Here is a 12,841-nt window from a genome sequence, read left to right as displayed (position 1 = left end):
AGAATGACAAGTGTCCAAGAGCGAACCACCAGAAGCCCGCCCAACGATTGAAAACTAAACGCAAGCGAACGGTCGTGCAAGAGCGTAGGCATATTGAGGACATTCGCATATCTCAATGAAGTAGTCTCCGGCGAAGGTATGCGTTGCGCATAATTGTTCGTTTCTTAAGCAACGGCGGAGCTGTACCGCCATCGTAGAAAATACCTTAGCTATAAAAATTTATGCCACTACCCCTTGCATGGACGCCTAAAAACCAGCAATATTGCCCTATCTCAAGCTCTCCACTCTGGTCAAAATTTATCTACCACCTCCTTGTGCAATTTGAAGGGTTAAATTGAATAACAGCAACGGTGTCAACTTTCGTTTTCGTCGTAACGACAGCATTGGAACTGCTGACGCAGAATCAGACGATAAGTATATTTCTGACTGTTTTATCGAAACCGGCGACCTTGATGCACTTTTGGATTTTGCTAGTCCCAAAAGGATTATTGTTGGAAGGACAGGCTCCGGCAAAAGCGCGTTAGTCCGGAAGCTCAGGGAAGTTGAAGAAAATGTGATTGAACTGCCGCCGCAAAATTTATCATTAGCCTACATAGCCAACTCTGATATTCTCAAGTTTTTCGAGGCCGCCGGAGTTAACCTCGATTTATTTTATCAACTCCTATGGAAGCACGTTCTCACTGTTGAGCTATTAAAAAATAAATATAAAATCAAGAACGAAGATCAAAAGAAGAGTTTCTTAGCAAATCTTTTTTCTAGCATCAACAAGGATCGTTCAAAAGAACAGGCTATCAATTATCTGAGGGAGTGGGGTGAAAAGTTTTGGGAGGAAACAGAGTATCGCGTAAAAGAGCTCACAACGAAAGTCGAATCCGACCTTAAAGCATCGCTCGGGCCCACAATGGGTGACGTTAAACTCGATTTTTCTGCCGGAAAGAAGCTTTCAGAAGAGCAGAAACAAGAAGTCATTCAGCACGGGAGAAAAGTAGTAAATCAAATTCAGATCAAAGCTCTCTCAGATGTAATAAGGGTCTTATCTGAAGATATCTTCAACGATCCGCAAAAGCGTTATTTTATTACCATTGACGGGTTAGATGAACATTGGGTCGAAGATTCACTTCGCTATAAGTTGATACGCGCACTTATCGAAACGGTTCGATCGTTTCAAAAAATAAGGTTTGTGAAAGTTGTTATTTCGTTGAGGGTTGACTTGCTAAGCCGCGTCATAACCGCAACGAGAGACTCGGGCTTTCAAGAAGAAAAATACGAGTCGCTTTATCTTAAATTAAAATGGTCAAAGAGTCAGATTGAAGATTTGCTTGACCTTCGAATCGCAAAGTTGGTCCGTGAACGTTACACCTCACGCGCCGTCAAATTGCGGGAGTTGTTTCCTAACAAGGTTGGGAAGACAAATTTTTTGGATTACCTCACAGAGAGAACGTTCTATCGGCCGCGTGATGCAATCTTGTTTGTAAACGCTTGCCTAGAGCACGCAGAGGGTCGAAACACTGTGACAGCACAATGTGTCTCGGATGCCGAGGGTGAGTACTCAAGCAAACGGCTAGTATCTCTTCAGGAAGAATGGGGAGCGACGTTCCCGAATTTAACTAGATATACGCATCTACTGCTACGAAAGCCTGCATCATTTAAATTCAGCTTAATCTCAAAAGATGTTCTTCAAGATTTATTGTTTTCTGAATTCGAAGACGATCTAGAAAGCCATGACCCAGTTATTCGCGCAATTTCGGATTTAGTAGTGAATGGCAAAGGCACAACACATTCTGCCGCCCAAGTTTTATTTGAGATATTTTACTTAGTTGGCTTAATTGGAATTAAACCAGATTCCACTAGCGGAACCTACTGGTCCTTCCATAACGCCGAGGGGCCGAGTTCGGGAGCGATTAAGCCTAGCTCTACGGCTTATGTGCATCCAACTTTCTGGCGAACATTCGGGACACGAGTCGCAGAATAAGATCTTATTAGCTCAGCATTCGCGAATTCAATGCAGTAGCAATGAAGTTGAGCGTTAAGTCTCGTCTGGTCGTGAGTCTGTTTGAAGAATAATTCGCGATGCTTCTTCTGCCATTCATTGAGCGCCAGAATCGATGTCCTGCTTTCAATGACGTAGTGCGGAATTTGATAGGTCTACAGTTTTAAGTAGTTTAGCAACGCCGTCTCCAGAGTGGCCCGACTGTCAATGCGAGTCTATTGCAGCAGTTCGCCGATGCGACCATTGACGCCAACGTGCACGCCTCTTTTCGCGGGTGACGTAGTTGCACCAAGCGACACTCTGCAGGCATGGCTGCGCAGACCACATTGAAGGCGGGGCTGCCGATAGGCTTCTCATCTTTGATTATAAAGCGATCTGCGGATTTAGAGCCGTTACCAGTTAAGATCTTGGTGATTTTAATTAGTAAAACGAGCGTAAGCTGGCGAAAGAGATCGGTCCCGCTGTTGTCCGTCATGTTGCTGCAAACTCGCATGAACGCCCAGTGTATGGCTCGGTCAATGGCGGCAAACAAGTAGCGCCGCGAAGTTTCGTCTGGCATCTGTGGCAAGTACTTGATGTCGATGCGACGAAGACGAGGGCCAGCTACTGGAAACGTTGGAGCGTTGCACAGGAAATGATCGCCAAAAAAAGATGAAGAGCAGGGTTAAGTTATCTTTGAAGGGACTCAATCAATCAAAACGGCATCGATAAAGCTCTAGCACTGCTTGAACCCAAAAGTTTCATCTCAATTGGCTACATTGTTGGGTCTACAACGTGTGGCCTGCAATTAAAACAACCTGATCGGAGACAAAGTGATCGATATCCCAACCTATAAACGCCTTGGCTCTTTAGAGCAATACGTACCGACTATTTTAGCCGAATTTAAGCACCTCCTGCGGGCGAAGGAAGTTGCCCTGGAATGGTCGTCACGCTTATTTAATACATTGAACGTTACTCAGGTCGACCCGTACACGATTGACGCAACATACGTGAACACAACCGTTCGCCTTCAACTTTACTTAGGGTACAAAGACAACAGGGTGAGTGGCCGAGTGGTATGTTTGCACATGTATTTGGTAGGTGCGAAGCAGTACTGCGACGTTCTCGGGGAGTTCAATTTCGACCAATCTGGTCGAACCGACATGGGGATTGACGAACAAGGTAACGTGCGCCTTATGGATGGTCATGCTGACGAAATCATTGCTGTGTGGCTGAACAAAGCCATGGAGCACGGTCTACACGCATCACAAGAAACAAAAATTTAAGTCGTCTTTGGACGGCATAATCGATAAAGCAGCGGCCGCGTCCTAATAGCAGCTAGGATTTAACAATCCTTTTTGGAGCTGATACGCAATATGTTTGAGAACCTTTTGAAAACGCTGCATGGACTTTCCGAAACGAGTGCGATCTCTGTTCCTGTCAGCACGGACTGTAAGGGGTATATCGACAAAGAATGCCCTAAAGAAGGGTGTTTGTTTCACTTCAAGGTTAAAGCGGAAGATTGGACCGCAATTGGGCGCGGCGCTATGGTGACCTGCCCTATGTGTGGTCATAAGGCGCATACTGAGAGCTGGTACACGACCGACCAAATTAGTGAAGCGCAAGGTCAAGCGGTCGCTAGCTTTCAGGGGGCGATAAATAGTGCAATGCGCGAAGATGCGCAAGGTTTTAATAGCCACCAATCCAGAAATAGCCTTGTGAAGATGTCCATGAGTGTGAGCGGGGCGAGTACGTCATACTCTACCATCATCGTTCCGATCGAAGCTGCAGAGGCGATGGAACTCGAGATCACCTGTGAGCAGTGCGCGACTCGATTTGCAGTTGTAGGATCGGCATTCTTTTGCCCAACATGTGGGTACAACTCAGCCGAACGAATGTTTGATGATGCGCTACGTAAGCTCGAAGTAAAGATATCGTCGACTGAAATTGTGCGTGAAGCGATTGAACGCGCTTCCGGGAAGGATGCGGGCGCAATTGCAGCGAAGTCGATGCTGGAATCTTGCTTGCCCGACGGTGTTGTCGCATTCCAAAAGCTTGCGGAAGCACTTTACATGAGATTGCTGGGTGTTCGACCAGCGTCTACTAATGTATTTCAACGGCTCGCTGACGGTAGTGATTTGTGGAAGAGAGCAGTAGGTTATAGTTACGAGGACTGGCTTTTACCTAACGAACTTTCACGCCTTCGTATTCTCTTTCAGCAGCGTCACTTGCTTGCGCATTCGGAAGGCATCGTCGATGCAAAGTATCTTTCGAATACAAACGATCCAAACTATCGTGAAGGTCAAAGAATTGTCGTGGTTAAGCAAGACGTTGAAGACCTTAAAAGAATTCTCGAGAAACTTGCACAAGCCATGCGCGCAGCAGTCGCTAAGTAATCGCAGCATAAACTATTCTAGCCCTACATAATCCATTACGTCTCGTTTGGGTGTATTAGTATTGCGACAGGAAGTATAACAACGAAAGCCTCGCAATGCGGGGCTTTCGCTTTCTACCTTGTTACGCGTGATTGGCGCTCTAATCGGATGGGTTGTACAACCGCAAAGTACCCGAGCATTCCGAATAAAACACAAGGTTGCTTCGTTTCCGATAACGACCTCGATCATTGCTTCCGCTGCCACTGCGGCACATTCGATGTACCCAAGTATGCTTTGATTTGCACTTGACCCTGAGTCTGCTGGGATGCAGTGAGTGATAGGCTAGAAGAACAGGTTTGTATTAGCTAGCTACTGCGCTATCATTGCGCCCTTTGTCCATACAAGCTGTCCACCCAAGGTAACAATGTGTTCGATGTTCTTTCCCTCGACGTAGACGCCGCCATCAAGACCCTCGTGCTCACGCTCGACCTGGTCGGCACCTTCGTCTTCGCCCTCTCCGGCGCCACAGCCGGCGCGCGCCGCCGGCTCGATATCTTCGGCGTCTTAGTGCTCTCGTTTGTCGCCGCCAACTCCGGCGGTATCGTGCGCGACCTCCTGATCGGCGCTACGCCCCCTGCCGCAATCAGCGACTGGCGCTACCTGGCCGTCTCGCTGCTGGCCGGCGTCGTGATCTTCTTCTGGTACCCCATCATCAACCGCCTGCAAAGCCCGGTGCTGTTCTTCGATGCGGTAGGGTTGGCCCTGTTCTGCGTGGCGGGTTCGCAAAAGGCGCTGGTGTTCGGGCTGGAGCCGATGATGGCGGCGCTATTGGGCATGCTGACCGGGATCGGCGGCGGCATCGCGCGCGACGTGCTGCTGTCGAACGTGCCGGGTGTCTTCAGGTCGGATATCTATGCGGTGGCGGCGCTGGCCGGCGCCAGCGTGGTGGTGATCGGCCACGTGCTGGGCTGGCCGACGACGGCGACTGCCTGCGCCGGTGCGGCACTGTGCCTGGGACTGCGCCTGGCCGCAATCCACTACGGCTGGCATTTGCCGACGGCGCGCTGGCCCGAAAAGACCGAAGCGCACCGCGACGAAGAGCGCTGACGAAAAGCGCTGATCAGAGCGTCGTCACGAACTCCGAAGGATGCGGCCGTTCGCGCGGCGGCCGTGGATCGCTCGCCGTGCCGAACGCCAGGAAGCAGACCGCTTCCTCGTGCGGCGCCAGGCGCAGCAAGCTGCGCATGCCTTCGGTGCCCATCGCCGCCCCACTCGCCAATCCGCTCGAAAAGCCGAGCGCCTGCGCCATGGTCAGCATGTTTTGCACCGCGCAGCCGAGCGACACCAGCTTTTCACTCTTTGGAATCCGGCGCGCTTCGGGATCGTCGCTGAGCACCGCCACCATCAGGCACGGCGCATGGAAGGCCTTGTCGCGGGCACGCGATCGCGCCTCTTCGTCACTGTCGGGATCGCGCTCGGCCAGCGACTGCGCGAATACCTCGCCCAGGTCGGCGCGACGCGCATCGGGCACCAGGATAAAACGCCAGGGCCGCAACAGCCCATGGTCCGGCACCTGTGCCGCCCCTTCGAAAATGCGTTCCAGCGAAGCCGCATCCGGCCCGGGTGCGGACAAGCGGCGTGGCGGATAATTGCGGCGCCCCGCCAGCGCAGCCCAGAGTTCCTCGTTCACCTCGATCATGCTTCGGACGCGGTGACGTCGAGACCGAGATGCTGCGGGTGCGTGTAGCAAACGAAGTCGCGCCCACGCGCAAACGCCAGCAAGGTCATGCCGGCCTTTTCCGCCAACTCGACGGCTGCCAGCGTCGGCGCCGACATGCCGACCAGCGCCGGCACCCCGGCCATCACCGCCTTCTGCGCCATCTCGAAACTCACGCGGCTGGTGATCAGGAAAAAGCCATCCTCGGGCGAACACTTCGCGCGCGCCATGGCCCCGATCACCTTGTCCAGCGCATTGTGGCGGCCGACGTCCTCGCGCACGATGCGCAACGAGCCATCCATCCCGCACCAGGCAGCCGCGTGGGCCGCGCCGGTCAGCCGCGTCAACTGCTGCTCGGCGCCGATGGCACCCAGCGCCGCACGCACGCCTGCCGCATGAAATCCAATCGCCGGCGCCAGCACACGCTCGGGCCGCCGCACCTGCTCCAGGCTATCCACCCCGCACAGCCCGCAGCCGGTACGCCCGGCCAGCACGCGCCGCCTTTCCTTCAATCCGACAAAGGCCGACGACGCAATCTCCAGCTGCACCGCGATCCCCTGCCCGCCCTGCTCGACCTCGATGCCATAGCAGGCGGCAGCCGAATCGATGATCCCTTCGCTCAGCGAAAAGCCCAGCGCGAAGTCTTCCAGGTCGGCTGGCGTCGCCATCATCACCGCATGCGACAGGCCGTTGTAGACCAGCGCCACCGGCACCTCGTCGACCACCATGTCGGCAGTCTCGGCCAGCACGCCGCCGCGCATGCGCAGCACGTCGCGCGAGCGGGCAGTCGGCACGGAAACGTCCTCTTCCGAGTTAATCAGATTTGTCATTTTTTTAACGCAAACGCCCGAAATTGCGTTTCGGTCATTGTGGAAACTACGTATTTGAGCAGTTTAGAGGAAATATTCATCAATTTTAGCATTCATCAGTGTATGTCCAAGGTGTAAGCTAGCGCCCTCGTTTCCTGTGAGAAGGATTTTTGATGAACCAGATGTCTCGCCGCCAGTTCCTTAAGGTATCTGGCGCCACCATCGCGGGTTCGAGCCTGGCGCTGCTCGGCTTTGCTCCGGCTACGGCACTCGCCGAAGTCCGGCAGTACAAGCTCGCCCGCACCACCGAAACCCGTCAAACCTGCCCGTACTGCTCCGTCGGTTGCGGCATCCTGATGTACGGCCTTGGCGATGGCGCCAAGAACGCCGCCGCATCCATTATCCACATCGAAGGCGATCCCGACCACCCGGTTAACCGCGGCACCCTGTGCCCGAAGGGCGCTTCCCTGGTGGACTTCATCCACAGCCCGAGCCGACTGCTCGAGCCGGAATACCGCAAGCCGGGCGGCACCGAATGGACCAAGATTTCCTGGGACCAGGCGCTGGACCGTATCGCTACGCTGATGAAGGAAGACCGCGACGCCAACTTCATCGAGAAGACGGCAGACGGCAAGGTCGTGAACCGCTGGCTGACCACCGGCATGCTGGCCGCATCGGCCGGCAGCAATGAAACCGGATACATTACCCACAAGACCGTGCGGTCTTTGGGCATGCTGACATTCGATAACCAGGCGCGTGTTTGACACGGTCCGACGGTGGCAGGTCTTGCCCCGACGTTTGGCCGTGGAGCGATGACGAATCACTGGGTCGACATCAAGAATGCAGATGTCATCCTCGTCATGGGCGGCAATGCCGCTGAAGCACACCCTTGTGGTTTCAAATGGGTCACCGAAGCAAAGGCCCACAATAAAGCGAAGCTGGTCGTGGTCGACCCGCGCTTTACCCGTACCGCGTCCGTTGCAGACTATTACGTCGCGACGCGTACCGGCACGGACATCGTGTTCCTGGGCGCGATCGTCAATTACCTGCTGACGACCGACAAGATCCAGCACGAATACGTCCGCAATTACACGGACATGCCTTTCATCGTGCGCGAAGATTTCGCCTTCAATGACGGCATTTATTCCGGCTACGACGAAGCAGCCGGTAAATACGCAGACAAATCGAGCTGGAACTACGAGATCGGCGAAGACGGTTACGCCAAGGTCGACCCGACCCTGAGCCATCCGCGCTGCGTGTACCAGTTGATGAAGAAACACTATTCCCGTTACACGACGGAGATGGTGGAAAAGATTTGCGGCGTGTCGCCTGCGCAGTTCCAGAAGGTTGCCGATGCACTGGCGTCGACCGCCGTGCCTGGCCGCGCCGGTACCATCCTGTACGCACTGGGCTGGACCCACCACTCCACCGGCGCCCAGACCATTCGCCTCGGCGCCATGGTCCAGCTGCTGCTGGGTAACATGGGTATCGCCGGCGGCGGCATGAACGCGCTGCGCGGCCACTCGAACATCCAGGGCCTGACCGACCTCGGCCTGATGTCGAACCTGCTGCCGGGCTACATGACCCTGCCGAACGAAGCCGAACAGGACTTCGACGCCTACATCAAGGCGCGCGCACCGCAGGCCCTGCGTCCGAACCAGCTCAGCTACTGGAGCAACTACAAGAAGTTCCACGTCTCCTTCATGAAGTCGTGGTGGGGCGATGCCGCAACCCAGGAAAACAACTTCGCGTTCGACTACCTGCCGAAGCTGGACAAGCCGTACGACCTGCTGCAAGCCATCGAGCTGATGAACCAGGGCAAGATGAACGGTTACATCTGCCAGGGCTTCAACGTGCTGGCGTCCGCCCCGAACAAGGCCAAGGTACAGGCCGGTCTGTCGAAGCTGAAGTTCCTGGTCGTGATGGACCCGCTGGAAACGGAAACGGCCGAATTCTGGAAGTCGCATGGCGAATTCCACGACGTCGACCCGACCCAGATCCAGACCGAAGTCTTCCGCCTGCCGACCACCTGCTTCGCTGAAGAACGCGGCTCGCTGGTCTCGTCCTCGCGCGTGCTGCAGTGGCACTGGCAAGGCGCGGAACCGCCGGGCAAGGCACGTTCGGACATCGAGATCATGTCGGAACTGTTCCTGCGCATGAAAGGCGCCTACCAGAAGGATGGCGGCAAGTTCCCGGACCCGATCCTGAACCTGACCTGGAACTACGCCCGTCCGCACAGCCCGACCCCGGAAGAACTCGCCATGGAGTTCAACGGCAAGGCGCTGGCCGACGTGCTCGACCCGAAAGACCCGACGAAAGTGTTGGCGAAAAAGGGCGAGCAGCTGGCAGGCTTTGCGCAATTGCGCGACGACGGCAGCACCGCTTCGGGCTGCTGGATCTTCGCGGGTTCGTGGACGCAAGCCGGTAACCAGATGGGCCGCCGCGATAACAGCGACCCGACCGGCATCGGCAATACGCTGAACTGGGCCTGGGCCTGGCCGGCGAACCGCCGCGTGCTGTACAACCGCGCGTCCTGCGATACGCAGGGTAAGCCGTTCGATCCGAAGCGCAAGCTGATCGGCTGGAACGGTGCGGCCTGGACCGGCGCCGACGTGCCCGACTTCAAGGTCGACGAGAACCCGGTGGGCGGCATGAACCCGTTCATCATGAATGCCGAAGGCGTGGCGCGCTTCTTTGCCCGCGGCATGATGAACGAGGGTCCCTTCCCCGAGCACTACGAGCCGTTCGAGAATCCGGTTGGCAAGAACCTGATGCACCCGAACAATGCCCGTGCGACCAGCAACCCTGGCGCGCGCGTGTTCCCGGAAGACCGCAAGCAGATGGGTACGGCGGCCGAGTTCCCGATCGTGGCGACCACCTATCGTCTGACCGAGCACTTCCACACCTGGACCAAGCATGCCCGCCTGAACGCGATCATCCAGCCGGAACAGTTCGTGGAAATCGGCGAAGCCCATGCCAGGACGATTGGCGTGGTGGCGGGCGACCACGTGAAAGTGACGTCGAAACGCGGCCACATCATCGCCAAGTGCATCGTCACCAAGCGTATCAAGGCATTGAAGATCGACGGCAAGGAAACCTTCACGATCGGTATCCCGATTCACTTTGGCTTCAAGGGACTGACCAAGCCTGGTTATTTGACCAACACCCTGACCCCCGTTGTGGGCGACGGTAACTCGCAGACACCGGAATTCAAATCCTTCCTGGTGAAAGTCGAGAAGGCTTGAGGACCGGAGAATAGATATGGCACTACAATCGTTGGACATCAAACGGGTCTCGGCCACCACCGTGACCCCGCCTACCGCGCGTTCGCCGGTGGGCGGCAGCGTCGCCAAGCTGATCGACGCCTCGAAATGCATCGGCTGCAAGGCTTGCCAGACCGCCTGCATGGAGTGGAACGACATCCGCGACGAAGTGGGCGTGAACTCGGGCATCTATGACAACCCGACCGACCTGACCCCGAAGTCGTGGACGGTGATGCGTTTCGCCGAGCACGAGAACGAAGACGGCAACCTCGAGTGGCTGATCCGCAAGGACGGCTGCATGCACTGCGAGGACCCGGGCTGCCTGAAGGCCTGCCCGTCGCCGGGCGCGATCGTGCAGTACGCGAACGGCATCGTCGACTTCCAGCAGGAAAACTGCATCGGGTGCGGCTACTGCGTGACGGGCTGCCCGTTCGACGTGCCGCGCATTTCGAAGCAGGACAACCGCGCGTATAAGTGCACGCTGTGCTCGGACCGGGTTGCCGTGGGCCAGGAACCGGCCTGCGTCAAGACCTGCCCGACCGGCGCCATCATGTTCGGCACCAAGGAGGACATGAAGACGCACGCGGCCGAGCGCATCGAAGACCTGAAGGAACGCGGCTACAAGAACGCCGGCCTGTACGACCCGGCCGGCGTGGGCGGCACCCACGTGATGTACGTCCTGCATCACGCGAACAAGCCCTCGCTGTACAGCGGCCTGCGCGACAACCCGAGCATCAGCCCGGCCGTCGCCATCTGGAAGGGCTTGGCCAAGCCGCTGGCAATGGCCGGCATGGCTGCCGCCGCAATCGCCGGCCTGTTCCACTACACCCGTGTCGGCCCGAACGAGGTGAGCAAGGAAGAGGAAGCCGAAGCGCTGGCCGCCGCCAAGCAGCTGCAGGGAGAAAAGCATGAAGCGTGAGCTGCGTGACAAGGACGGCAACCCGCTGATCGAGCGCTACAACGCCAATGAACGCAGCAACCATTGGATCACGGCGATCTGCTTCGTGCTGGCCGGCTTGTCGGGCCTGGCCATGTTCCACCCGGTCATGGCCTGGCTGGCGCTGCTGTTCGGCGGCGGCCAGTGGACCCGCATCCTGCACCCGTTCTTCGGGCTGGTGATGTTTGCCGCCTTTGCCGTGCTGGTGGTGCGCTTCTGGCACCACAACCAGTTCGAGCCGGGCGACAAGCAGTGGCTGCGCCAGATTCCGGACGTCCTGAACGGAAACGAGCACGCGCTGCCGAAGGTGGGCCGCTACAACGCCGGCCAGAAGATGCTGTTCTTCACGCTGATCGCCTGCATGGTGTTCCTGCTGCTGACCGGCATCGTGATCTGGCGCGCCTGGTTCTCGCACCTGTTCCCGATCGGCGTGATCCGCCTGTCGGCCGTGCTGCACGCGTTCTTCGCGTTCGTGATCATCGTCTCGATCATCGTGCACGTGTACGCCGGCATCTGGATCAAGGGCACGATGGGCGCCATGGTGCGCGGCACCGTGACCTATGGCTGGGTGCGCAAGCACCATCCGCGCTGGTTCGAGCAGCTGATGCGCAACAAGGGCGGCCGCTAAGGCATCGCCGCGAGCGGATCGAAGCGCCGCCGACGCGCTTCCTCTGCTTGATTTACAATGGGCCGGGTTCGCACACGCGACCCGGCCCTGCTTTTTTCGAGAGATTATTTTGGTACAACGTCTACTCCAACCGGGCGAGATCGAAGGCCTCGATCACAACGCCATCCCACGTCTGCTGCTGCCTCATCCCGCCACCCTGTTCGCCGCACGCGCCACGCGCCTGCGCCAGCTGGCGGCCGGCGAAGTGCCGGGCATTCCCGTCGAAGAAGCCCTGCGCGGCTACCTGAGCCTGATGGCGCAGCTGGCCGATGCCCAGCAGGCCGTGGTATCCGGCAGCGTTGCCGAACAGGTCGAGCTGCCGCCGGACGCGACGATGAAGCTGGCCCACGACCACAACATGCCGCCACTGCCGGTCAGCGGTGCACGCCCGGCCGGCTGGCGCGCCGTGTTCGCCGCCCTGCTCGAAGCACTCAAGCCAGGCGTCGAGGCGTCGCCGCAACTGGCGCCGGCCCTGGCGCTGCTGCGCGGCCTGGGCGATGCGGAACTGGAAGGCATGGCCGACGCCATCCTCAACGGTTATGCCGAGGGCATCGACCCGCTGTGCGCGCCCTTCATCGCCGCCGCCCTGCAAGTGAGCTGGAGCCTGATGGCCTCGCGCCTCGACCCGGCCTGGGCCCAGCCGCTCGTGACCGGCACGCTGTGCCCGGTGTGCGGTTCGCAGCCGGTGGCCAGCGTGGTGCGCATCGGTGGGCAATCGCAGGGTTATCGCTACCTGCACTGCAGCTGCTGCGAAAGCGAATGGCACATGGTGCGCGTGAAGTGCTCGTGCTGCGAAGCCAACGGGAAAGTCGCCTACCAGGGCCTGGTCGGCAAGGATGCCGATCCGCAGGCCGCCAACGTGGCTGCCGCGAACGAGGGCAAGACCCTGGACAAGGCCAACGACCCGACCAAGGTCGCGCGCGCCGAGACCTGCGACGATTGCCACACCTACCGCAAGATCTTCAACCAGGAACACGACTACCACGTGGAGCCGCTGGCCGACGACCTGGCCAGCCTGCTGCTGGACGTACTCGTGTCCGAAGCCGGGTATGCGCGCGCCAGCGGCAATCCGCTGCTCTGGCTGAAGGACGACGCGTGACAGGC

Annotated in this window: 10 protein-coding genes; 8 read left to right on the top strand and 2 right to left on the bottom strand. The window is 57.5% G+C overall.

Features of this window, described 5'->3' with window-relative positions; all coding sequences use genetic code 11:
* Window positions 1-334 precede the first annotated feature (334 nt).
* From LK540_RS22805 to LK540_RS22790, 4 genes are all read left to right on the top strand, one after another.
* Window positions 335-1,972 (top strand): P-loop ATPase, Sll1717 family, encoded by a 1,638-nt coding sequence (locus LK540_RS22805; RefSeq protein ID WP_229439688.1) that lies wholly within the window; start codon window positions 335-337, stop codon window positions 1,970-1,972.
* Between the two features lie 830 nt (window positions 1,973-2,802).
* On the top strand, window positions 2,803-3,255 hold the full coding sequence (locus tag LK540_RS22800; protein WP_229439687.1) for a hypothetical protein: 453 nt from the start codon (window positions 2,803-2,805) through the stop codon (window positions 3,253-3,255).
* Between the two features lie 90 nt (window positions 3,256-3,345).
* A complete protein-coding gene (locus tag LK540_RS22795) occupies window positions 3,346-4,365 on the top strand; it encodes a hypothetical protein (RefSeq protein WP_229439686.1) in 1,020 nt (339 codons plus the stop codon).
* 405 nt (window positions 4,366-4,770) lie between these two features.
* Complete coding sequence (locus tag LK540_RS22790) at window positions 4,771-5,451, top strand: trimeric intracellular cation channel family protein (protein ID WP_229439685.1); 681 nt, start codon at window positions 4,771-4,773, stop codon at window positions 5,449-5,451.
* Window positions 5,452-5,464: 13 nt separating this feature from the next.
* Here LK540_RS22790 and LK540_RS22785 read toward each other — a convergent pair whose 3' ends face one another.
* Complete coding sequence (locus tag LK540_RS22785) at window positions 5,465-6,043, bottom strand: nitroreductase (protein WP_229439684.1); 579 nt, start codon at window positions 6,041-6,043, stop codon at window positions 5,465-5,467.
* Window positions 6,040-6,855, bottom strand: a complete 816-nt coding sequence (fdhD, locus tag LK540_RS22780; protein WP_229439683.1) for a formate dehydrogenase accessory sulfurtransferase FdhD — start codon at window positions 6,853-6,855, stop codon at window positions 6,040-6,042. Before fdhD ends, LK540_RS22785 begins: the two co-directional genes overlap by 4 nt.
* Window positions 6,856-7,043: 188 nt before the next feature.
* Between fdhD and fdnG the strand changes: the two genes are divergently transcribed.
* The 4 genes from fdnG to fdhE all read left to right on the top strand — a co-directional run bounded on the left by fdnG (window position 7,044) and on the right by fdhE (window position 12,836).
* Window positions 7,044-10,115, top strand: a complete 3,072-nt coding sequence (gene fdnG, locus LK540_RS22775) for a formate dehydrogenase-N subunit alpha (protein WP_229439682.1) — start codon at window positions 7,044-7,046, stop codon at window positions 10,113-10,115.
* A gap of 16 nt (window positions 10,116-10,131) precedes the next feature.
* Window positions 10,132-11,052 carry a formate dehydrogenase subunit beta gene (gene fdxH / locus LK540_RS22770; protein WP_229439681.1) on the top strand — a complete coding sequence of 307 codons (921 nt, stop codon included), beginning with the start codon at window positions 10,132-10,134 and terminating at the stop codon, window positions 11,050-11,052.
* Between the two features lies 1 nt (window position 11,053).
* Complete coding sequence (locus LK540_RS22765) at window positions 11,054-11,698, top strand: formate dehydrogenase subunit gamma (protein ID WP_229439723.1); 645 nt, start codon at window positions 11,054-11,056, stop codon at window positions 11,696-11,698.
* Window positions 11,699-11,807: 109 nt separating this feature from the next.
* On the top strand, window positions 11,808-12,836 hold the full coding sequence (fdhE, locus tag LK540_RS22760; RefSeq protein ID WP_229439680.1) for a formate dehydrogenase accessory protein FdhE: 1,029 nt from the start codon (window positions 11,808-11,810) through the stop codon (window positions 12,834-12,836).
* The last annotated feature ends 5 nt before the right edge of the window (window positions 12,837-12,841 follow it).

The organism is Massilia sp. IC2-278, from assembly GCF_020708045.1.
Lineage (GTDB): Bacteria > Pseudomonadota > Gammaproteobacteria > Burkholderiales > Burkholderiaceae_D > Telluria.
Note: the sequence above shows the minus strand (reverse complement) of the source record. Positions and strands in the feature narration are given on the sequence as shown.